The 23,138-nt window shown below is 60.4% G+C and carries 17 protein-coding genes and 1 tRNA gene; 9 read left to right on the top strand and 9 right to left on the bottom strand.

Going from position 1 to position 23,138, the window contains the following annotated elements:
* Positions 1-52: 52 nt before the first annotated feature.
* The 5 genes from DES49_RS07390 (at position 53) to DES49_RS07410 (ending at position 8,138) form a co-directional block, all read left to right on the top strand.
* Positions 53-871: a lysophospholipid acyltransferase family protein gene (locus DES49_RS07390; protein WP_133735779.1), complete on the top strand. Its 819-nt coding sequence runs from the start codon at positions 53-55 to the stop codon at positions 869-871.
* Positions 871-1,818: an SDR family oxidoreductase gene (locus tag DES49_RS07395; RefSeq protein ID WP_133735780.1), complete on the top strand. Its 948-nt coding sequence runs from the start codon at positions 871-873 to the stop codon at positions 1,816-1,818. Before DES49_RS07390 ends, DES49_RS07395 begins: the two co-directional genes overlap by 1 nt.
* A gap of 24 nt (positions 1,819-1,842) precedes the next feature.
* Positions 1,843-3,915 carry an XrtA/PEP-CTERM system histidine kinase PrsK gene (prsK, locus tag DES49_RS07400; protein ID WP_133735781.1) on the top strand — a complete coding sequence of 691 codons (2,073 nt, stop codon included), beginning with the start codon at positions 1,843-1,845 and terminating at the stop codon, positions 3,913-3,915.
* Positions 3,916-4,042: 127 nt separating this feature from the next.
* A complete protein-coding gene (gene prsR, locus DES49_RS07405) occupies positions 4,043-5,410 on the top strand; it encodes a PEP-CTERM-box response regulator transcription factor (RefSeq protein WP_133735782.1) in 1,368 nt (455 codons plus the stop codon).
* 28 nt (positions 5,411-5,438) lie between these two features.
* Positions 5,439-8,138 carry a tetratricopeptide repeat protein gene (locus DES49_RS07410; RefSeq protein WP_133735783.1) on the top strand — a complete coding sequence of 900 codons (2,700 nt, stop codon included), beginning with the start codon at positions 5,439-5,441 and terminating at the stop codon, positions 8,136-8,138.
* Positions 8,139-8,152: 14 nt separating this feature from the next.
* On the opposite strand, the gene DES49_RS07415 is transcribed toward DES49_RS07410, so the two are convergent.
* Together DES49_RS07415 and DES49_RS07420 are read right to left on the bottom strand one after the other, a co-directional pair.
* Positions 8,153-9,223, bottom strand: a complete 1,071-nt coding sequence (locus tag DES49_RS07415) for a proline racemase family protein (RefSeq protein ID WP_133735784.1) — start codon at positions 9,221-9,223, stop codon at positions 8,153-8,155.
* Entirely contained in the window at positions 9,210-10,322 is a 1,113-nt protein-coding gene (locus tag DES49_RS07420) for an alcohol dehydrogenase family protein (RefSeq protein WP_133735785.1), read from the bottom strand. Before DES49_RS07420 ends, DES49_RS07415 begins: the two co-directional genes overlap by 14 nt.
* Before the next feature lie 139 nt (positions 10,323-10,461).
* Here DES49_RS07420 and DES49_RS07425 point away from each other — a divergent pair, with 139 nt between their 5' ends.
* Positions 10,462-13,743 (top strand): acetyl-CoA carboxylase family protein, encoded by a 3,282-nt coding sequence (locus tag DES49_RS07425; protein WP_133735786.1) that lies wholly within the window; start codon positions 10,462-10,464, stop codon positions 13,741-13,743.
* A 106-nt stretch (positions 13,744-13,849) separates the two neighbouring features.
* On the top strand, positions 13,850-14,134 hold the full coding sequence (locus tag DES49_RS07430) for a YebG family protein (RefSeq protein ID WP_133735787.1): 285 nt from the start codon (positions 13,850-13,852) through the stop codon (positions 14,132-14,134).
* A 79-nt stretch (positions 14,135-14,213) separates the two neighbouring features.
* Here DES49_RS07430 and DES49_RS15745 read toward each other — a convergent pair whose 3' ends face one another.
* The 5 genes from DES49_RS15745 to DES49_RS07455 all read right to left on the bottom strand — a co-directional run bounded on the left by DES49_RS15745 (position 14,214) and on the right by DES49_RS07455 (position 17,365).
* Positions 14,214-14,753 (bottom strand): PEP-CTERM sorting domain-containing protein, encoded by a 540-nt coding sequence (locus DES49_RS15745; RefSeq protein ID WP_133735788.1) that lies wholly within the window; start codon positions 14,751-14,753, stop codon positions 14,214-14,216.
* Positions 14,754-14,962: 209 nt separating this feature from the next.
* A tRNA-Leu gene (locus DES49_RS07440) sits at positions 14,963-15,048 on the bottom strand.
* Positions 15,049-15,103: 55 nt separating this feature from the next.
* Positions 15,104-16,000: a universal stress protein gene (locus DES49_RS07445; protein WP_133735789.1), complete on the bottom strand. Its 897-nt coding sequence runs from the start codon at positions 15,998-16,000 to the stop codon at positions 15,104-15,106.
* Between the two features lie 90 nt (positions 16,001-16,090).
* A complete protein-coding gene (gap, locus tag DES49_RS07450; RefSeq protein WP_133735790.1) occupies positions 16,091-17,089 on the bottom strand; it encodes a type I glyceraldehyde-3-phosphate dehydrogenase in 999 nt (332 codons plus the stop codon).
* Between the two features lie 75 nt (positions 17,090-17,164).
* Positions 17,165-17,365, bottom strand: a complete 201-nt coding sequence (locus DES49_RS07455; RefSeq protein ID WP_133735791.1) for a dodecin family protein — start codon at positions 17,363-17,365, stop codon at positions 17,165-17,167.
* Positions 17,366-17,592: 227 nt separating this feature from the next.
* Here DES49_RS07455 and glk point away from each other — a divergent pair, with 227 nt between their 5' ends.
* Together glk and DES49_RS07465 are read left to right on the top strand one after the other, a co-directional pair.
* Positions 17,593-18,630 (top strand): glucokinase, encoded by a 1,038-nt coding sequence (gene glk / locus DES49_RS07460; RefSeq protein ID WP_133735792.1) that lies wholly within the window; start codon positions 17,593-17,595, stop codon positions 18,628-18,630.
* Between the two features lie 47 nt (positions 18,631-18,677).
* Positions 18,678-19,673 (top strand): zinc-dependent alcohol dehydrogenase family protein, encoded by a 996-nt coding sequence (locus DES49_RS07465; protein WP_133736141.1) that lies wholly within the window; start codon positions 18,678-18,680, stop codon positions 19,671-19,673.
* A gap of 25 nt (positions 19,674-19,698) precedes the next feature.
* On the opposite strand, the gene glgA is transcribed toward DES49_RS07465, so the two are convergent.
* Entirely contained in the window at positions 19,699-21,165 is a 1,467-nt protein-coding gene (gene glgA, locus DES49_RS07470; protein ID WP_133735793.1) for a glycogen synthase GlgA, read from the bottom strand.
* On the bottom strand, positions 21,131-23,086 hold the full coding sequence (gene glgB, locus DES49_RS07475) for a 1,4-alpha-glucan branching protein GlgB (RefSeq protein ID WP_243864945.1): 1,956 nt from the start codon (positions 23,084-23,086) through the stop codon (positions 21,131-21,133). The genes glgA and glgB overlap by 35 nt, the downstream gene beginning before the upstream one ends.
* Positions 23,087-23,138 lie beyond the last annotated feature (52 nt).

Here is a 23,138-nt window from a genome sequence, read left to right on the forward strand (position 1 = left end):
TCCTGAACACCTGTAAGGAGAATACCCCCATTACTCAAGGAACGCTGTATTCATGCGACTCCGCAGTTTCCTGAAGAAACGGCTCGTCACGGAGGAGGTCGAGACGCAGATGAACCGCATCCGCAAGATGACGGGCAGTCTCGGCTACGACCCCTGGGGATTCAATCGCGACGCCGCCACCATTGGTATGTCCCTGGTTCGGCCGATCTACGAGAAATGGTTCCGGGTCGACAGCCGGGGCGAAGAGAATGTTCCCGCCGAGGGCCCCGTGCTTCTGGTCGCCAATCATAGCGGCCAGCTTCCCCTTGATGGCGTCCTGATCGGCTATGCGATTGCCAGTCGCAGGGACAGGCCCAGGTTGCCGCGAGCCATGATCGAGCGGTTTTTTCCGACCGTCCCCTACCTTGGCATCATGCTGAATCAGGTCGGCGCCGTTCTGGGTGATCCCGCGAACTGTGCAAGAATGCTCCAGAACGATGAAGCCATCATCGTATTCCCGGAGGGCATACGCGGCTCGGGCAAACTGTACCGTGACCGTTACCAGCTCAAGCGTTTTGGCAATGGGTTCATGCGTCTGGCCATGGAGCACAACGCTACCGTGGTCCCCGTCGGCGTGGTGGGCTGTGAGGAAACGATACCCGCCTTTGGCAACATCAAGCCCGTAGCGCGCTGGCTCGGGGTTCCGTATGTCCCCATTGCCGCTCCGGTTGTCCTGCCGGCCAAAGTGTATCTGCGTTTCGGTGAACCCATGAAATTCCAGGGGGAATCCTCGATGACCGAGGATGACATCAACCGCGAGGTCGATAAGGTCCGTCAGGCCATCAGTGACCTCATCGATATTGGTCTCAGCGAAAGGGAACGGCTGTTCTGATGACTCAAAGCTCCAAGCCAGCACTACTCGTCACGGGCGCCGCCGGCGCCCTGGCACAGCAGGTCATACAGCGTCTGCGCAAGGACTATCAGGTCGTCGCTGTGGACTTCCGCCAGGAGGTATGGCTGGGCCCGGATATTCCGAGCTACCGCATCGATCTTTCCAAGCGGGGCTTCGAGGATCTCTTCAGGCGCTTCCAGTTCCAGGGTGTTATTCACCTGGGGCGCATCATGTCGAGCCAGGAAACCCGGCTGCGGCGTTACAACGCCAACGTGCTCGGCACGGACCGCCTGCTGTCGCTCAGCGACCAGTACGGAGTCAGCCGGGTTATCGTGCTTTCCACCTATCACGTCTATGGCGCCAACCCCTACAACCCGGCGCTCATCGACGAGAGCTACCCGCTCAAGAGCGCGGGACTGACCATGGACCTTGTGGACTCGGTGGAGCTGGAAAATCTCGCAACCATCTATCTCTGGCGTAATCCAAACCTTAATGTAACCCTGCTGCGCCCGTGCAACATCGTCGGCCCCGGGGTCCGGAACACCATGAGTTCTCTGCTCTCGGCCCGTTATGCGCCAACCATGGCGGGCTTTTCGCCGATGATGCAGTTCATCCACAGCGACGACATGGCCAACGCCATAGAAACCGCCTTCCGCCAGCGCATTCCGGGCATTTTCAATGTCGCACCCCATGACTGGGTGTCCTATCGCCAGGCGCTGGAGGAATGCGGCTGCCGGCCAGTCCCCATCCCGTCCGTGCCGCCGGTTCTGCCCCGCACCATGCTCAGGGCGCTGAAACTGAGACGCTTCCCGTCGTATCTGATGGATTTTTTCAAGTATCCTGTCATCATCGATGGGCGCAACTTCTCAACCCGTTTCGGGTTCGAGCCCGAACGCTCACTGGATAGCATCTTCCGTTATTATCGGGAGTTGCGTTACCAGTCCTGAATCCGGTCTTACAGGGAGTCACGTTTGCTGGAATTCGGCGTTGTCAGCCACCTCTCGGCGGCTGTTGTCTACGGTCTCCTGGCCGGTTTCACGGCCAGTCGTTACCTGCGTCGCTACACTGACCGGGCCGTACTGCTGGCATCCCTCCTCACCACACTCTGGGCGCTGATCGTTGTCGCCCAGAATCTGTGGGGCTGGCCCAGCTTCACCGTCCGTTACCTGACGGAACTGACCCGCAATGCCGCCTGGATACTGGTGCTTTTTGCGCTGGTGCGCGACGCCCGCGAAGGCGCCATGATTTCCCGTCGAATGGTGTTTTTCACCGCAGGCACTTTCATCATGATCCTGTCGCTGCTTGCCGTCGCTGCCGTCGTCGGCCATATCGGCAGCAGAAACCTGCTGTCGGCTCGAGCCTCGCTTTTCGGCCAGCTTGCTATTTCACTGCTCGGCATCAGTGTCCTCGAACAGATCTGGCGTAATGCGTCCACCTACGGCCGCTCCAGCATCCGCTATATCTGCTTCGGGGTTGGCGGCATCTTCATCTTTGAATTCATCCTCTACGCGGATGCCCTTCTCTTCGACCGTATGTCAAAAGGGCTATGGGATGCCCGGGGAGCCGTCAACGTCCTGCTGGTGCCGCTGTTCGCGGTCAACCTGATCAACGCCCGGCGTCAGCCCGTGCAACTCCAGCTGTCCCGCGCCTTCGTCTTCCATGCCGGCACCTTTGTTCTGGGTGGCATCTACCTGCTCGTGGTCGCGGCCGCCGGTTACTACGTCCGACTCGCCGGCGGTGAATGGGGAGAAGGGCTTCAGGTGGTGTTCATCGCCAGCTTCGTGCTGCTGTTTGTGCTGTTGATGACCTCGGACCGCTTCCGGGCCCGGCTGATGATGTTCGTGAGCCAGAATTTCTTTGACTACAAGTACGATTACCGCGATGAATGGCTGAAGATGACTGAAACCTTCAGCAACCTGAATGAGAATCCGCCCCTGCCGGAGCGGGCCATCCGGACCCTGGCCGGACTGGTGGAGAGCCACACCGGCGGCCTCTGGTTGCGCGATGAGGATGGTCACTACTCCCTTCACGCCACCCTCGGACTCGAGGCGCCGAAACACACCCAGATTGATAGCGACACCGAGCTCGTCCGCTTCTTCCGGGAACGTGAGTGGATCCTGGACCTTCACGAATACCGGGACGACCCGGTGCGCTACAACCTTCTGGAAATTCCCGATGCCATCCTGGGCTTCAGGGATCAGTGGCTCATCATCCCCCTCTACCTTGGCCGGGAGCTCTATGGGATAGCACTGATCGGCTCACCCTACACCCGGGTGGAACTCAACTGGGAAAACTTCGACCTGATCCGGGTTGTCGGGCGCCAGCTGAGCAACTTTCTCGCCCAGGCCGATGCCCAGGACCGCCTCTCCCGCGCCATGCAGTTTGAAGCCGTCAACAAGGCATCCGCCTTCATGGTGCATGATCTGAAGACACTGATCGCACAGCTGTCCCTGCTGGTGCGCAACGCGCCCAAACATCGAAACAACCCTGAATTCATTGATGACATGATCCAGACAACGGATCATGCCGTAAACAAGATGTCGCGTCTCGTCGATCACATCCGCAAACCGGAGAGCGACGACCGCGAGACCAGCCTGGACCTGGCGCAGCTGTGCCAGCAGCTTGTCGATCATCATGGGCGGCAGGAGCCCGTCCCCGGGTACAATGGCCCGACCTCCGGCATTGAGGTGCAGGCCGACCCGCAGCAGCTCCAGAACGTTCTTTCCCACCTGCTCCAGAATGCCCAGGATGCAACCCCGAAAGAGGGAGAAGTCAGTCTCACGCTGAAGGCTAGCGAGGAGTACGGGGTGCTCTTTATTCAGGACACGGGCCAGGGAATGAGCGAACACTTCATCCGCGATTCCCTTTTCAAGCCTTTTGAAAGCACCAAAGGGCTGACGGGGATGGGCATAGGCGCCTATCAGGCTCAGGAATATGTCAAACAGATCGGCGGCACCATGGATGTGACCAGTGAACCCGGCGTAGGTTCCTGCTTTACCATCCGGCTCCCTCTGCTTGCCCGACATTCAGAAACGCCGGGCTAAAATGCCGTATTGGTCACGATTGTGGCTTGCACATGCTTGGCATGAGTCGCCATGAGGGATAGTCTAGAGGACCAGGGACGCAATGGATTCCGTGTAATTTTCCGAACAACCAGTGCAGGGAAACGCAGTGAATCGACGCCTTCTCATCATAGAGGATGATCCAGGCCTTCAGAGCCAGATGCGATGGTGCTTTGATGAAAGTACCGAAGTCACCGTTGCAGACGACCGTGACAGCGCCCTGGCGGCGCTGCGTCGTCACGAACCCCAGGTTGTCACCCTGGACCTCGGACTACCGCCGGATCCGGGAGGGTCGACCGAAGGGTTCCGTCTCCTTGAGGACATCCTGACACTCGCCTCCAGCACCAAGATCATCGTCGTCACCGGCCGCGAGGACAATGAAAACGCCGTCAAGGCGGTCGGCATGGGTGCGTCGGACTTCTACCAGAAACCACTGGATGGCGATATCCTCAATTTCGTCGTCAATCGGGCGTTCCGCCTTCACGCCCTCGAACGTGAAAATGAGGAATTATCCGCGGCCCGTAATGGCGCCCGCCTGAAGGGCATCATTGCCGCCAGCCCGCAGATGCTCAACACCTGCCGGACCATCGAGAAGGTGGCACCGGCTGATGTGACAACCCTGATCGTTGGCGAAACCGGGACCGGCAAGGAAGTTCTGGCCAGGGCTCTCCACGATCTGAGTCCGCGCAAGGAAAAGCCCTTTGCCGCCATCAACTGCGCGGCCATTCCGGAAAACCTGCTGGAAAGCGAGCTCTTTGGTTATGAGAAGGGGGCCTTCACGGGCGCAAGCCAGAGTAAGCACGGCAAAATCGAACTTGCCCACGGAGGGACGCTGTTCCTCGATGAGATCGGCGATATGCCGATGGCGCTCCAGGTCAAGATGCTGCGTTTCCTGCAGGAACGGGTGATTGAGCGTGTTGGTGGTGTGAAGACGATTCCGGTGGATGTTCGTGTTGTCTGTGCCACCCACCAGGATCTTGAGAAGCTGATTCATGAACAGGGTTTCCGTGAAGACCTCTACTACCGCATCAGTGAGGTAACCATCCCCGTGCCGCCGTTGCGTGAGCGTGACGGGGATGCGGTCCTGATCGCCAAATCCCTGCTGAAGGATTCCGCGGGGCAGATGCAGCGCAACGGTCTCTCTTTCTCAGAAGATGCCATTGCCGCAATTCGACAGCACGATTGGCCCGGCAATGTTCGGGAAATGATCAATAAGATCAAGCGTGCCACCATCATGGCCGAAGGCAAGCGCGTGACGGGCTCAGACCTTGAGCTCGGCCATCATGGGGAGGAAGGTGCGTCCGGCCACGCCCTCAACCTGAGACAGGTGCGCGAGGAGGCCGAAAGGCGGGCAATCCACCAGGCCCTCCAGACCACGGACTTCAATATGGCTCAGGCGGCGCGACTCCTTGGGGTCACCCGGCCAACCCTCTATAACCTGACCGATAAATACAATATTGCCACCTCGCTCGCATAAGTGGGCGTCATTACCTTGGGGAACTGTTATGCAAGGACCGAAAACACGTGGAACCCGTCTCTCCCTCCTGATTGGCCTCGTGGTTGTACTTGCCACTGGTTGCAGCGGTGGCGAGGACATGACCCAGAAGGAAGTCGAATACCTGAGCCACATGGACCAGGCGCAATTCTTCCAGCAGCAGGGCGAGCTCAAGGCGAGCACTCAGGAAGCGCGAAGCGCCATCGAGGCGCAGCCCGATCAGATTGAGCCCTACTTTATCCTGATCAATAATCTGCTGACGGCCGGAGATGGACGCACCGCCGAGTCGCAGTTACAGGAACTGCGCGGCAGAATTGATGAAACTGACGCCGAACAGCGCGACAACCTGAACCGGCTCGCAATCCTAGTGGCCAGGGCGAAGATGAAGCAGGATGACCCACAAGGGGCGCTGGAAGCGCTGGAGGACGTTGAGTCCGCGGATCGCAGCCAGCAGCTGCAAGCCAGTATTCTTCGGGCCGATGCCCATCGTCAGGCTGGCAAAAGCGATGAGGCGAGGCGGATCTACCAGGAGGTTCTCGAGCGTGATCCCGAAGCTGTCATGGCTCTGCTTGGCCTGTCCAGGCTCGCCTATGAGCAGGGCCAGCGCGAACAGGCCCGCAACCAGATGGCGAAGGCGGAGGAAGTCAACGCCGATGACCCCGAAGTCCTGCTCTGGAAGGCCCGGATGGCGCACCGCGAAGAGCGGTATGACGACGCGACTGAGGCTTACACAGCGGCTCTCGAGGATATTGGTCGATACGACGTCATGACCCGGCGCAAATACGAAACAATTTCCGCCCTCATCGACGTCCTGCGGGAGAAAGGCGACGCCTCCCAGGCTTTCGTGTATGAAGAGATCCTCGCCGATTCCGCGCCGGGCACGCTGCACTCGGGCATGGAGTCTGCTCGGGAAGCCTATCAACGCGGTAACTTCGATACCGCCGCAGGACACCTGACCGAGGTGCTCGCGCAGGCACCCGGACACGAAGCCGCCTCAATCATGCTTGGCATGATCCGGTTCCAGCAGGGCCGGGTTGGTGAAGCCGAAGAACTTCTGGCCGGACACGTCGACAAAGTCAAATCCGGAGACCTCACCAAGATGCTGGCGGCCGCTCGGATACAGCTTGAGCGCCCCGAACAGGCCCGTGAGATGCTGGAGGAGCTGGACCCTCAGGGTAACGATCCGGGGGTTGTCGCGCTGATCGGAATTGCGGCGCTCAGCTCGGGGGATACAGAGCTCGGGCGTGGTCTTATTGAACAATCCCTTGCCATGGCGCCGGACAATGCCGCCCTGCGTGTCCGTTACGCGCGGTACCTGATGACCCAGGATGAAACTGATGAGGCCATCAGCCAGTTGGAAGAAGCTATCGAACGAACACCAACGGCGGATAAGGCCCATGCCCTGCTCGCCCGGGTTCTGGCGGAATCCGGGCGTGAGGATAACGCTGAACAGGTTGTCAGCCAGTGGATGGAGAGTCAGCCGGACAATGTCCATGCCTATAATATCGCCGGCGACATTGCCCAGATGCGCGGGGATAGCGAGGCAGCCCGCGGCTATTATCGGGAGGCGATCGGTATCAACGCGGATACGCCCGAGAGCCACTTCGCCCTTGGTATGCTCGAGGCAAGGGGCGGAAACGCCGACGAGAGCCTCAAGCACCTGCGCCACGCAGTAGAGCGTGCACCGGACAACGGGCACTATATCAGGGGCCTGCTCTCCCTTGCCGCCAGCGAAGGCAGGGTTGATGAAACCATGGAGTTCCTGGAAACGGTGGGAGAAGCCAAGGAATCATCAATCGGCCCCTACCTCACGCTGTTACGAAGCGCACTGGATAACGGCAAGGACGAGCGCGCATCGCAGCTGGCTGATACCCTTTCCGATCGTATGGAGGGAGCGGATGGGTCACGTGAGACGATTGGCGATATTTACGGTGCCGTTGCCCAGAACGCGCTCAGCAACGGCAATACGGAACGCGCCCAGAAAGTGGTACGTAATGGTCGGGAGCGTTTCAGGAGTCATGAGCGTCTGGCCCTGATTGATGCGCGTCTGCAGTTCCTGCAGGAACGCCCCAGTGACGCTCGCGAAATCCTGCGGACCGTCAAGACCGAGCACCCCGACTCCGCGGCTCCCTATATCGAGGAGGCGAATTACTTCATGAGGTCCGGGAGCTATCGCGAAGCCTCTGAACTCTACCAACTCGCCCGCGACAAGCAGGATTCCGTCCCAATACTGCTGCGCCACGCCCGGGCACTACGTCAACAGGATCGCACCCGGCGCGCCATAGAAGTTCTGGAGGAGGGTTCGAAACGCTTTGGGGACAACCACCAGATCCCGCTCAATCTTGCCATGCTCTACCAGGGCGCGAATCAGAAGGACAAGGCCAGGCAGGCCTATGAAACGACCCTGGAGCTGGCGCCCGACAATACTGTCGCACTCAACAACCTGGCCTGGCTGATCCACGAGGAGGATACCGCCAGGGGGCTGGAGCTTGCTGAGCGCGCCTATAATGCAAACGCTGAGAATCCCGCCGTAGCGGATACCTATGGATGGATCCTGCTCAGGAACGGGGAGGTCAGCAAGAGCATTGAAGTGCTCGAGAAGGCCCGTGAGCGCGCGCCAGACTCCCGGGACATTACCCAGCACCTTGCCGAAGCCTACCGCGAGGCCGGTCAGCCGGAACGCGCGGACGCACTGATGGAACAGCTCTGAGTTCGGGCCCGCATTCAGCGGGCCCCGTCCCCTTCTTCCGTCAAAAGCAGGTGTTCGAGGTCGGAAATATCCACCAACGGGTCGTCCAGATCAACAACCAGGTGTGAATGGCTCAGCGTCCAGGCCCGGCCGGTGATATTGCTGTTCACCGCACGCCGGTCACCCACCGTGGTATCGCCGAGATAGGTTCCCAGAAAACTGCTGTTCCGGGGGGATACCGTTTCCAGAACCTCACCGGGCTGCAGCATCCCATCAGCGGCCATCAAGGCGAGGCGCGCCGAGGTGCCGGTCCCGGTTGGGCTGCGACAGATTACACCAGGGTGCACATAGGTGGCCGAGCGTGAGCGGTAGTGGCCGGCCGGGGCCTGCTCCACCGGGCCCATGAAGTGCGCAAACGGGACCGGACCCACATCACCCAGCTGGGGGTGTTGCTCGGTGAAGGTCTTGCGGACTTCCCGGATGAAACTGTCGCCGAAACTTGCCAGCTTCGGGAACTCATCGGCCACCAGGGCAAACCCCAGCGCGCTGGCGTCAACCATGGCAAAAAAAGCCCCGCTCCAGACGACATCAAAGGGAATGACATCGCCCCTGGGCATGGTCACCTGCAGGTCACGGGCGGCCACATAGGCGGGTTCGCCCTGGGTGGTGATCGATTCCACCCGCCCATTACGGTTCTGGGCTGTCACATGCGCGAGTCCGGCAGGTGACTCCAGAACCAGGTTCTGTTCCCCTTCCTGCATCGCCACCAATCCACTCTGCAGCACCGCCGTCGCCGTGCAGATGGTGTTGGACCCGGAATACAGCGGGTAGCCCATGGCTTCCATGATGATATAGCCCGCCTGGGCCCGCGGATCGCCGGGCGGAACAATGAGATCCACGGACATGGCGGGATCGCCATAGGGTTCGGACAGCAGAAGCCGGCGGAGCCCATCTCCATGGTTCTGGAGATAACGCATCTTCTCGAGTGTGCTGTGCCCGGGAATGTTATCCACTCCACTGTAGACGATGCGGCTGACGTCCCCCCCTGACTGCATATCAATGAGCCCCAGCTTGCGGGTGCGTCCGTCCCGGTCAATCGGCAGCATAAGGGGCTCCTGTAGTATCCCAGTGGCGATCCGGCACAACGACCAGTTTGCCGATGTAGGTCTTGGACATGAAATGCTCCTGGGCCGTATGGAATCGGGATAATGGATAGGTACCGTCCAGAAGGGGTCTGATCTCCCCCGCCTCAATATAGCGAACCAGACGGCGGAATGCCGTACGGGTCCCCTGGGACGAGCCATGCAGCTCAAGCTGCTTGAGATACATCGTACGCAGGTCCAGGTTGACCACGGCCCCCCCGATGGCGCCGGCCGTGGTATAGCGGCCTTCCGGCTTGAGGATGCGCAGCAGGTCATTGAACATCGGGCCCGCCACCAGGTCCGCGACCACGTCAATCGGGCGACCACCAGCAATGCGCTCCGCTTCCTCCACCAGGTCCCCGTTTCCGCGCACAATCACGTCCTCTGCGCCAATGTCCCGCAGGGCCGTTTCCTTTCCGGCGCTGGTCACCGCGTAGGGAATGGCGCCCCTGGCCCGTGCCAATTGGACAATGGCCGAACCCACGCCTCCGGAAGCGCCGGTAACCAGGATGCGTTCGCCCTCGGCGAGACGGGCACGATCCAGCATGTGCTCGCCCGTTAGATAGGCACAGGAAAAGGTGGCCAGTTCCGCATCACTCATCGTGGTATTCACGGCATGGGCGTTTTCCGCGGGCACCACCGTGTATTCGGCGTAGCCGCCGTCGCGACCATGACCAATATAGTCAATGTCCGCCAGGCTCTCGTCGCCCTCGGGGCGGTTGTAGATGCTGAAATCCACCATGACACGCTCACCGATACGTGACTCGGGCACGCCCTCGCCGACCGCCGCTATGCGGCCGACGGTATCCGTGCCCTGTATGCGCGGGAAGGTCAGCGTTGACCGGCCACGGCGCCAGGTGGACACCGAATCCGGGTCCGTCTCACTGCCGTACGCGCCCTGTCTGACCCAGACATCGGTGTTGTTCATACCGCAGGCCGTCACTTCAATCAGCACTTCGCCCTGCCCCGGTTCCGGCACTGGGACGTCCTCACGGTAGACCAGCTTGTCGAGCCCACCGTGCCCGGTAAGCTGCACTGCTCTCATGATCTTTTCGGGAACCATGCCCTTGCTCCTGTGCCTGACCCGTTGTCCGGACCAGTATAGTGCCCGGCCATTCCTGCGGGAAAGGTGTCTGTTCAGGCATCCGCGAAACCGCTAGGATGTCATTACATGATGTTCATAATCAGCATTGGAGTCACCATTGTCCCGGAGCCTGGAGCGCCTCCTCATCGCCAACCGTGGTGAGATTGCCATTCGTATTGCGCGCAGTGCCGATGAACAGGGTGTACAGACGCTGGCCGTCTACAGCCTGGATGACGCTGAATCACGCCACCGTTTTACCGCCGATGATGCCGCGATGCTGGATGGCACGGGCGCCGCTGCCTATCAGGACATTGACGGTATCATCCGTATTGCCCTGGATGCGGGCTGCGATGCCATCCACCCCGGCTACGGGTTCCTCTCGGAAAACCCGGAACTTGCCCGGCAATGCGAGCAGAATGGTCTTATCTTTGTCGGGCCTCGGCCGGAAGTTCTTGAAGTATTCGGTGATAAAACCCTGTCCCGTGAACTGGCCCAACGCTGTTCCGTGCCGCTGGTGCCGGGGACGCCTGTGCTCGCGTCCGTGGCTGAGGCGAGCGAGTTCATGCAGACACTGGAGCCACCCGCGACGATCATGATCAAGGCCATCGCCGGTGGTGGTGGACGCGGCATGCGGGTCGTCCAGGACAGCTCTGAGCTGCAGGAGGCCGTCACCCAGGCCCAACGTGAAGCCCGGGCCGCCTTTGGCGATGACCGGATCTACGCCGAGCGCTACCTGGTTGGCGCCCGTCATATAGAGGTCCAGATCGCAGGGGACGGCTCCGGGGATGCCGTATTCCTGGGAGACCGGGATTGCAGCATCCAGCGCCAGCGGCAAAAGCTCGTTGAAATTGCCCCGGCCCCCTTTCTGACGGCCGATACCCGCGATGCCATGGCGGATGCCGCGATCCGGATGGCTTCCGAAGTGCTGTTCCGGGGGGTTGCGACCTTTGAATTCCTGATCGATTCCGAACGCCCCAAGCAGTTCTACTTCCTCGAATGCAACCCACGCATTCAGGTGGAACATACCGTTACCGAGGAAGTGACCGGACTGGACCTCGTCCGCCTCCAGCTTCATCTGGCCGTGAGCAGGAAACTCGACGACAGCGGGATCATGCCACCACCCTCGCCCCAGGGATTTGCAGTACAGTCCAGGGTCAACCTGGAGTCTATTGAACCCACGGGTGAAACCCGCCCGGGTACGGGGCGGATCACCGCGTACGACCCACCCGGCGGACCTGCCGTTCGGGTGGATGATGCCGGCTACGCCGGTTTCACTGTGCCGCCGGGATACGACACCCTGATCGCCAAGGTCATCGCCCGCGGCCCCGATCTGAACGCGGCGCTCAAGCGCAATTATCGAGCCCTGTGCGAATTCCGTCTGGAAGGCGTGCCCCACAACCTCAAATTGCTCTGCAACATCGTGAGACGGCTCCGCCAGCAGGACGTACCGCTCGGAACGGACTACGTGGAAAATCATCTACCGGAACTGGTCCACCAACACGAGTGGCAACAGGTGCGATTCCCACCGGATCAGGCGGAGGCAAAACCATCGGATGACTCAGCGTCCGCTCCGGTGGACGCCAATGCCATCCTCTCGCCCTGCTCGGGTCGTGTCGCTGCCGTCTACAAGGTCGTGGGTGATTCCGTACAGCCCGGAGAATCCCTGGCGGTCATAGAGGCCATGAAAATGGAGTTCCCGGTTTCGGCTGCCGCAACAGGTCTTGTCCAGGCCATTATGGTCGGCGAGGACACCATGGTTCATGAAGGCGATCCGATCATGGCCCTTGAAGCAGTGGGCCTCAACGAAGCGGCTCCCGAAACCGAGGAATCCGTCGATCTGGAGGCGATCCGGGATGACCTGGCCGAAGTTCTAGAGCGCCATGAAACGACTCGGGACAGACACCGGTCCAGCGCCGTTGAGAAACGTCATCAACAGGGTCATCAGACGGCACGGGAAAACCTGTCCCAGCTGCTGGATGACGGCAGCTTCCTGGAATATGGCGCTCTCGCCCTTGCGGCCCAGCGCCGACGGCGCCCCTTCAACGAATTGCTGGAACGCAGCCCCGCGGATGGGCTCGTAGCCGGCACCGGTACCGTTAATGCCGGAAGCTTCGGTTCCGACAGAGCCCGCTGCCTCGCCCTCGCCTACGATTACACCGTCTTTGCCGGGACCCAGGGGGTAATGAACCATAAAAAAACCGACCGGCTTCTGAAACTCGCCCGGGAATGGTCCATGCCCGTGGTCCTGTTTGCCGAGGGTGGTGGCGGCCGCCCCGGTGATACCGACTATTCCGGCGTCTCCGGCCTGGACGTTCCGACGTTTTCAACCATGGCCGCGCTCTCCGGAACGGTGCCGCTGGTGAGCGTCGTTACCGGGCGCTGCTTTGCGGGCAATGCCGCCCTCGCCGGCTGCACGGACGTCATTATTGCCACCCGCACGGCAACCCTCGGGATGGCCGGCCCCGCCATGATCGAAGGTGGTGGACTCGGCCGTTTCCGGCCTGAAGAGGTGGGCCCCGTCGATGTGCAGGCGCCCAACGGCGTGATTGATATTGTCACCGAATCGGATGCGGAAGCCGTGGAGACGGCACGGCAATACCTCGGGTATTTCCAGGGTGACCTGAGCGATTGGGAGGTGACCGACCAGCGGCATCTCAGGCACCGGATTCCGGAAAGCCGGGTCCGAATCTATGATGTCCGGGCCCTTATTCAGGACCTGGCGGATCAGGGCACGGTGCTGGAGCTGCGCACCGCTTTCGCCCCCGCCATGATTACCGCGCTTATCCGCATTGGGGGCAAGCCCTTTGGCCTTATGGCGAACAATCCGGCGGTCCTTGGTGGCGCAATCAACGCCAGTGCGGCGGACAAGGCCGCGCGCTTCATGCAGCTCTGCGGGGCCTTTGGGATTCCCCTGGTCTCGCTCTGCGACACCCCCGGGTTCATGGTGGGTCCGGAGGCTGAGAAGGAAGCCACGGTGCGGCACGTCTCCCGGCTCTTTGTCACGGCTGCAGGCCTCCAGGTGCCTGTATTCACCATTGTTCTGCGAAAAGGCTATGGTCTGGGCGCCCAGGCCATGGCCGGTGGCAACCTGCACGCCCCCGTGTTCACCGCCGCCTGGCCAACCGGCGAATTCGGGGCCATGGGGCTTGAAGGGGCCGTGCGTCTCGGATATGCGGAGGAACTTGCGGCGGTTGAAGACCCCACGGAACGTCAGGCGCTGTTCGATCAGATGGTCAGCCGTGCCTATGAGGAAGGGAAAGCCCTCAACACAGCGTCCTACCTCGAGATCGACGCAGTCATTGATCCGGCCGATACGCGCCACTGGATCCTCCAGGGGCTGATGAGCTGCGGCGATTCGGGTCGTACCCCGTCAAGGCCAGCCTTTATCGATACCTGGTGAACCGATGAGCAATACCCGCGACGCGGAGGTTTCACGCACAACCTTGCATAAACCGAAAATCGTGAAACACTGGCGACATCATCAACATTAGAGACAGGAGCAAGGAATGGCCGTACAGGCAGTTTTCTATTCCGATAAAGACGGGTTTGAAGCCGCAATCAAGGAGCCCCAGCGACTCATGTTCACCAGCAAAGCCGAAGCCGACAAGCGCGACAAGATTCTGGAACTGGCTGGCGAACTTCAGGTCTTTCTTGAGCGTGAGGTTCCGGACCTTGGCGAGGATCTGGCGGAGCGTTGCGGCATCGCCCTCGCCGAGCACTCGGATTTGCTAAAAACGGCCCTGAAAAAGCCCAGCGCGCTCAATGAACCTGCCGCAGAGGAGGACACATGACGAACACCAGCTACCTACGATTTCCCGGCGGTTCACTGGGACCACGACTCGATTGAATCCACCTTCGCCACACTGCGACTCAGAACCAAGCGGAGCCGGTCCTGTGCCGATGGCGCAGGAAACCAAATAAGACCAGGCCAAGAGCGAGTAAGCCGATGGCCGCAGGCTCTGGGACCTTCGCTGTGCGGACTTTGTTAAAGCGTCCCTGCAGCCAGAAATCCCCCGCCGGGCCGGAAACGGATGCGCCTTCGTAAGGATGGGTGCGGTCAATATTGTGAAATATGTCCTGGCCGGCCTCCAGGGAAAAAAGGTCAAAAAATAGAAAGAAATCAAATTTGTCCCAGGTAACCGGCTTAAAACCGTTCTCGAACAACTTTGACTCATTTGAAACGGGCTGTTCGTACATCAGTGGCACTGAACCTTGCCAACTAAAAGCGACGGGCTGGCTGACGAAATCAAACGAAACAAGACGCCGCTTTTGGGAATCCACGCTAAATATGCCTACGGCCTCGTGAGTCTCGTACCGATTTCCGATTGGATCACTGTAGGAATAAGTAATGAGAGATGCGCTTGCTGAGAGTGAAAAAAAGACCAGGGCTAGAGCTGCTATCCATTTCATTTTGGGAATTCCTTAAGGTCGTTGGTCGGATACAAGCGCTACGCAATTTTTACGCCATCCCCAATAATCAACAGGTTACGACCTTCCTTTCTTTGAGGTGTAAGATATTTTGACGCGTCAGAAGAGAAAGAAGACGAGCATAGGCCGCCGCAACTCTAATGGGAGAGGAGTTAGCGGATCTCTTGAGTGCCATAGGCTATTGAAAAGTATGGTGCGGGTGGCCGGACTTGAACCGGCACGGCCAAAGGCCTCAAGATTTTAAGTCTTGTGTGTCTACCAGTTCCACCACACCCGCAACACCTCTGGGAGGTGAGGCGGGATTGTATAAAGCCCTGTCGGGGAACGCAATGTCAGTCGCCCCGCGCCAGCATCACGTCACAGGGCAATTTGTGCACGAGCCGGCTTGAGACGCGCCCGGGCAGCCAGCGGGTCAGGCGGCTGCGACTGTGCCCGCCCATGACCACCAGGTCGGCATTCACCTCGGAGACCTGGTTCTCGATTTCCTCCACGGGGTGGCCGTGGATGATACGCACATCCACATGGTCTCCGATCATTCCGGTACGCTCCATCATGGACTGCAGGTAATCGGTCACCGTCCGGTCCTGTTGCTGCCACTCCTCCTCGAGCGCCTCATTCGGCATCCCCGCGTCCCTGAGTCGTTCAAAGGCACGGCTGTCAATAACGTGGACAATCCTCACGTTGGCCCTGGGGAACCAGGTCCGAACTGCCGCCATCGCGGTTTCCGCCTCTTCCGAGAAATCCGCGGCAATCACGACCTGTTGGTAAGGCGTGACACTTTCGCGCCGAACCACAAGGGTCGGCATGTGCATGTACCAGAGCAGCTGCTCGGCGGTGGAGCCCAGAAGAAGATCCCGAACCGCATGACGACCGTGCGCCCCGATAACCAACAACTGGCTGCCGGTACCTTCGGCGAGTGTATGGAGCTGTTCAGCGACATAGCCAAACGCGGCATGGGGTTTGATTGTCACCCCCGATTCCCCTTTCAGCGCCGACAGCTCCCGCGTAAGGCGCTCACGGACCGCATCCTTGAGGCGTTCGACTATCGATCCCTCACTATCCGTATCCGCGTCCTTCAGCCACTTCCGCTCAGGAAACGCCTCATCCACGACATGCGCGGCATGCACCGGCATCCCGTGTTCGTCGGCGAGCTGGAACGCCCGTCCCGCTGCACGCTCGGAGCGTTCCGAAAAGTCGTGGGCAATCAGTACACCGGATTCTGACATCATCCTTCTCCATGCCTGCGGGCTTGAACATCATTGGACTTTCTCAAAGCTTTCGTTAAGCATAACAGAAGAAACCCCGGCTGCGACCCTGCCTCAATCTCCCATCAGACGGGCCACATCCAGCATGCGGTTGGTAAAACCCCATTCATTATCGTACCAGGCCAGAACCTTAACCTGGGTGCCGAGTACCCGTGTCTGGCTGGCGTCATATACGGCCGAGAACGGGGAATGATTGAAGTCCACGGAGACCAGCGGTTCATCCGTATACCCAAGGACGTTTCTCAGCGCTCCATCCGATGCCTTTTTCATGGCCGAATTGAGGTCATTGACGCTCACCTCGTGTTTCAGAATGGCGTGCAGGTCCACCATCGATACATTGATCGTGGGGACGCGCACCGCCATGCCGTCGAGCTTGCCGGCCAGCCGGGGCAGAACCAGCCCCACCGCATCGGCGGCGCCGGTCTTGGTGGGGATCAGGTTGCTTGCGGCCGCCCTGGCCCGGTACAGGTCTTTGTGGGCCTTGTCGATCAGGTTCTGGTCATTGGTGTACGCGTGGATCGTGGTCATCTGGCCCTGCTCCACCCCGAAGGCCTCATCGAGCACTTTGGCAATCGGGGCCAGGCAGTTGGTGGTGCAGCTTGCGTTGGAGACAATACGATCATCGTCCGTCAACTGATCGTGATTGATTCCGTAGACTACCGTCCGGTCTGCGTCCGGAACCGGATAGGAAACGAGTACACGGTGGGCACCCGCATCCAGGTGCCCGCTCAACAATTCGCGTTTCTTCATCTTGCCCGTGCATTCGAGGACCACATCCACACCCAGATCCTTCCAGGGGAGCTGGGCCGGATCCTTCTCCGAGAGGCAGAGAATCTCCTGGTTCCCAACGGTCAGGTGGTCCCCGTCCAGGGTCACCGGCGTACGGAAGTGGCCGTGGGTGGTGTCATGACGCAGGAGGTGACAAAGAACCCGGGGTTCCACCAGGTCATTGATGGCCACGACCTCGATCTGGTTTTCCAGCCCGCGTTCATGGATGGCCCAGACCAGGCAACGCCCGATCCGCCCGAAACCGCTGATGGCAACGCGCAACATAAACAACCTCCCCGCTTATGGATGTAGGCTACCCCCTACTATAAATCCTCGGTGAGGGAGATTGGCCAGTGGTGGTCACTGCAACACGAAGGTGACCCGTAGATCCACGCGGTAGCCAGTGACTTTACCGTTCTCAACATGCACCTTCTGCTCGGATACCCACGCACCCTTGATGTTTTCAACGGAGCGGGAGGCCGTTTCAATGCCATTCTTGATGGCATCCTCAAAGCCACTCTTTGATTCCGCGCTTATTTCGATAACCTTTGCTACTGACATAACCTTCTCCGTGTTCTCAATGTTTTACACTGGGTACTTCCTGCTCCCCTCTCTTTCCATACTGACGCTGGCCCTCCGTTGAGCTGTTGACCGGGGTCAACAATACACGCCGTAAACGAGGGGCTTTCCAGGAACGGACAGGATCGTTGATACAGATCAATGTCGAGGTAAGAAATAGGATCGACAGTTATAGCTCTCAGACCGGATCCGGATGCTGGAGGCTCTTCATGAAAGTGTTGGTAGGCGACATCGGCGGAACCAATGCCCGCTTCCGTCTCCTGGAGGGAGAAGGCCATCAATGGTGTCTGCGGCATCAGTCAACCTGGTCCAGCCCCCGGTTCGACTCCCTTGAGGCATTGCTCGAGGCATTGATGTCCAATTTCTCAAGGCTTGAGAAAGCCACCATTGACGAAGCCTGGCTTGCCGTCGCGGGTCCCGTCCGAGCGGGACGCGTTACCTTTACCAATCTGCCCTGGCAGGCGGATTCCCAGGCGCTCGCCGCCCGGTTCGGGTGGAACCGTGTGTCCCTGATCAATGACCTCGAGGCCCTTGCGCACGCGGTTCCGAGCCTAGGGGCCAAGGAGTTGATGCCCCTCCAGCACGGTAGCCCGGGCAATGCCAATTGCCTGGTGGTTGCGGTAGGAACCGGGCTGGGGGTTGCCACCTTCAAGACTCAGGATCACGGCGTGGATGTATTTGCTTCCGAGGGGGGGCATATCGATTTTGCTCCAGCTGATCCAGACGACTTCCGGCTGCTGGAGTACCTGCGCACGCGTTACGGACATATCAGCCAGGAACGGGTTCTCTCCGGCCGGGGCCTGGCCGATCTTTACCGTTTTGTCTGTGACGAACAGGGCGCGCCGCCAGAGAGCGCTCTACTTGAAGCTGACGATCCTGCCGCTGCCATCAACCAACGCGCGGAGTCCGCCCAGGCGCCCATGGCCGTGGCTGCCATCGAACGCTTCTCGGGATTACTGGGGCGGTTTCTCGGCAATGCTGCCCTCTTCTCCGCAGCCTTGGGCGGAGTCTACCTCTGCGGGGGTGTCGCAACTCGGCTGTACCCCTACCTGACCAATGCCGCTTTCCTCGATGCCTTCCTGGACCGGGGCCGAATGAAGCCCATGATGGAGCGGATCCCGGTCTGGACGATTGCAAGCACCGAGGTAGGCCTTAACGGGGTCACCGCACTGGCAACCCGCTACGCCGTGACCGGGATGCCGATTGACGCCTGCGCCGTTGATCATCTATCACAGGCCCAGTCATAACAATGAGGAATCCATGAATGGGTCTGGACAATAGACTGCCCGAGACAATGAAGGCCATGGTTCTGGAAGAACAGGGCCAGCCTCTGAAACAGCGGCAGCTACCCATGCCGGAGATTCAAACCCCGGACCAGGTGCTGCTGAAAGTTGAAGCCTGCGGCGTCTGCCGGACGGACCTCCACATACTGGATGGCGAACTGCCCGATCCCAAACGGCCGTTGATTCCCGGCCACCAGATTGTTGGCACGGTCGTGCGCACCGGTGACGCTGTCACCAACCTCCAACCGGGGGACCGTGTCGGGGTGCCCTGGCTTGGTCACACCGACGGATCCTGCCGCTACTGCCGCCGGGGGCAGGAGAACCTGTGCGAACAGGCTCGCTTCACGGGTTACACCATGGACGGTGGCTATGCGGAGTATGCCCTGGCCCACGAACCATTCTGCTTTCCGCTGCCGCCCGATGCCAGGGCTCTGGATATCGCGCCCCTGCTCTGTGCGGGATTGATCGGCTTTCGTACCTGGCGGCTTGCCGGCGGGGTGGATAATGAACGACTCGGGATCTATGGCTTTGGCGCGGCTGCCCATATCCTGTGCCAGATTGCGTGCTGGTACGGGCAGTCCGTTTATGCCTTTACGCGCCCGGGGGACGAGGCGGCGCAGAAGCTCGCACGCGATCTTGGCGCCGTCTGGGCCGGCTCCAGCGAGGAGGATCCGCCCGAGGTACTGGATGCGGCTCTTGTTTTCGCACCGGTCGGTGACCTTATGGTTACCGCCCTCGGACATGTGGACCGTGGCGGCAGCGTGGTCAGCGGCGGCATCCACATGAGCGACATTCCGGCCTTTCCCTACCGGCTGCTGTGGGAAGAGCGCAGCATGAAGTCGGTGGCCAACCTGACCCGGGAGGATGGCCATGCCTTCCTCGAGGTGGCGCCCCGCGTTCCCGTGCGCACCGAGGTGCATGCCTACGCGTTGAAGGATGCCAACCAGGCCCTGGAGGATCTCCGCCACGGCCGTTTTGCTGGGGCCGCAGTCCTCACCATGGACTGAGCCGAGCACCCCGGCTAGGACGCGTTCAGGCCACTCTGGGGTAATGGCCCTTCATGCGTTCGCCCAGGGCATCCCGGTACAGGTTTTCATAGGCGGTCGCCGCATCGAGCCACTCGAACCGCTCCCTCATGGCATTACCCATGAGTTGCTTCCAGGCGTCTTTCTGTTCGTAAAGCGCCAATGCCCGGTCAACAGTCTCCAGAAGTGCCCCCACTTCCGGCGCGCTCATGCGGAGCCCGTTCGCGCTATCAAGCCCGGAATCCAGATCCTTCACTGTATCCCGGAGCCCGCCAACACCGGTAACAAGCGGGATAGTGCCATAACGCATGGCAATCATCTGCACCAGGCCACAGGGCTCAAAACGGGAAGGCATGAGCAGCATGTCCGCGCCGGCGTAGAGCTGGTGGGCGCGATCCTCATCGAAGGCGGTGTGGACGGATAACCTTCCCTCGTGGCGCCGGGCAAGGCGATGCAGCTCACTTTCGATCTGAGCCGCTCCCGCACCCAGCACAACCAGCCGGAGATCCTTCTTCATGAGCTCCGGCATCGCCTCAAGCAACAGGTCGATGCCCTTCTGTTCCGTCAGCCGGCCCACCCAGACGATAACCGGTGCCCTGTCACTGTGGTCAAAGGCCAGTCCCAGCTCACGGATCAGTTCCTGGCGCTGGCTTGCCTTGCCTTCCGGGTGTTCTGAATCGAAATGATGGGTCAGCCTCGGATCCGTCGCCGGATTCCAGGCCGCGTAATCGATCCCGTTAAGGATACCGCTCAATACGCCGGAACGGGCCCTGAGCAGTCCATCCATGCCGCCGCCGAATTCGGGTGTCTGAATCTCCTCCGCGTAGGAGGGACTGACGGTCGTGATGCGATCCGCGAAATTGATCCCGGCCTTCAGCAGCGAAATGCTTCCGTAGAACTCCAGGCCATCGGGCTGGTAAAGATGGTCCGGAAGCTCAAGCCGCTCCAGGATTTCCGGCGGGAAGCAGCCGCTGAAACCGGCGTTATGGATAGTGAATACCGACGCCGCGGCCGCTCCCTGCAGGCGCATCCAGACCGGGGTAAGGCCGGTATGCCAGTCGTTGCTGTGCACAATGTCCGGCTGCCACCCTGTTTCCAGCCTGCCACAGGCAATGTCGGCAGCAACCCGGGAGAGCATCCCGAACTGGACGGCGTTGTCCGCCCAGGGCGTACCGGCCTTGTTGAGATAGGGGCGACCCCGGCGGCGCAGGAACCCCGGGGTCTCCAGCAGCCATACCGGGCACGGCAGGCTCGCTTGATTGGTCTCGACAATGCGCCCCTTCCCTGCCGCCAGGCGGACCCGGGTTTCAAGTTCCCGGGTCAGATTCCGTTGATAGGCCGGTATGAGCACCCGCACGTCGTGGCCCCGGGCGGTCAGTGCAGCGGGCAGCGAGCCAACCACATCACCCAGGCCGCCCACCTGGGCCAGCGGCGCCATTTCAGCCGCGACCAGCAGAATCTTCATCGACTCCATTGCCGTTCTCCTTAAATACAAGATAGATGGCGCCCAATGGTGGCAGCGTCAGCGACAGCATCGCCGGCTGCCCCATCCACGTATCCGCCCGCGCGGTGTGGCCACCCAGGTTTCCCACGTCGGAGCCCCCATACAGGCCGGCATCCGAGTTGAGGTATTCCTGGTAGAACCCTGCACGCGGCACGCCAATGCGGTAGTCGTATCGCGGCACGGGGGTAAAGTTGCACACAATGACCACATCCTCATCGCCACTGGAACGCCGGAAGCTGATGACGGACTGATCCGAATCGTGGCAGTCAATCCAGTCAAAGCCGGACTCGGAAAAATCGCGCTGGTGCAGCGCGGGCAGTCGGCTGTAAAGCCGGTTCAGGTCGCAGACCAGCCGATAGACGCCGGCGTGATAGCCGGTATCCGCGAGCCCGAAATCAATGGCGCCTTCGTGGGACCATTCGTGGGGTTGCCCCACTTCATCCCCCATGAACAGCAGTTTTTTGCCTGGATACGCGAACATGTACGCGTACAGCAGCCGGAGGTTGGCGAACCGCTGCCATTCGTCGCCGGGCATGCGATCCAGGAGCGCCCCTTTGCCGTGCACCACTTCGTCATGGGAAAGCGGCAGTATGAAATTCTCGTTGAATGCGTAGAGCAGCCCGAAGGTCAGGCCGTCATGATGGTAGCGGCGGTGAACCGGATCCTGTCGCAGGTAAGCCAGGGTGTCGTGCATCCAACCCATGTTCCACTTCATGCTGAAACCCAGGCCGCCCAGGTGCACCGGTCGGGTTACGCCCGGCCAGGCGGTGGATTCCTCAGCAATGGTGAAGGTGCCCGGGCATTCTCCGTGGGTCACGGTGTTCATCTGCTGCAGAAACGCGACCGCTTCCAGATTCTCATTTCCGCCGTACTCATTGGGAGTCCAACCACCGCCTTCACGCCCATAGTCCAGATACAGCATGGAGGCCACTGCATCGATACGAAGCCCGTCCAGATGGAAATGTTCCAGCCAGTAGAGCGCGCTGGAAATCAGGAAGCTCTGGACCTCGTGACGCCCCAGGTTGAATGAGAGCGTGCCCCATTCAGGAGTTTCGCGAGAGGGATCCGCATGTTCAAACAACGAGGTGCCGTCGAAACGCGCGAGCGCATGCTCATCCTTTGGGAAATGCGCGGGGACCCAGTCCAGGATGATGCCGATCCCGGCGCCATGCAGGCGGTCCACCAGGTAACGGAAATCGTCCGGTTCGCCGAAGCGGCTCGTAGGTGCAAAGTACCCTGTTGTCTGATAGCCCCAGGAGGCATCCAGGGGATGTTCGGTCACGGGCATGAGCTCAACGTGGGTAAAGCCGGTTTCGGACAGGGTTTCCACGAGCGCGTCCGCCATCTCCCTGTAGCCCAGAAAGCTTCCGTCCTCATGGCGCCGCCAGGAGCCGGCATGCAGCTCATAGATGCTCATGGGTGCGTCGTGCCAGTTCGGACGGTTGGCCAGCCAGTCGCTGTCATCCCAGGCATGCCCCGGCGGTCCATCCACGATGCACGCGGTCTTGGGGCGGGATTCAAAATGGCGGGCGTAGGGATCGATCTTGGTGACGACCTCACCGGTCTGGCGGTTGCAGAGTTCGAACTTGTAAAGGGACCCGTGGCCCACCCCTGGAATGAACAGCTCCCAGACCCCGTAACCCTCATGCTCATGCATACGGTGGGCACTGCCGTCCCAGTCATTGAAATCGCCAATAACGCTCACCCACTCGGCATTGGGGGCCCAGACACTGAAACGGGTGCCCGCCACGCCATCATGCTCACGCAAGTGCGCGCCCAACAGCCGCCATGCACGCCAGTGCCCGCCCTCACTGAAGCTGCTCAGCTCACCATGGCTCAACTCTGACGGAACCTGTTGATGGCGAGCGGTAGAGCGCTGAGATCTTGCCAATGAATCTTTCCTCACACGGCCATCCTCGGACCCGGATCATTTTCCTTCCCAT

Source organism: Halospina denitrificans, assembly GCF_004364635.1.
Taxonomy (GTDB): Bacteria; Pseudomonadota; Gammaproteobacteria; order Pseudomonadales; family Oleiphilaceae; genus Halospina; species Halospina denitrificans.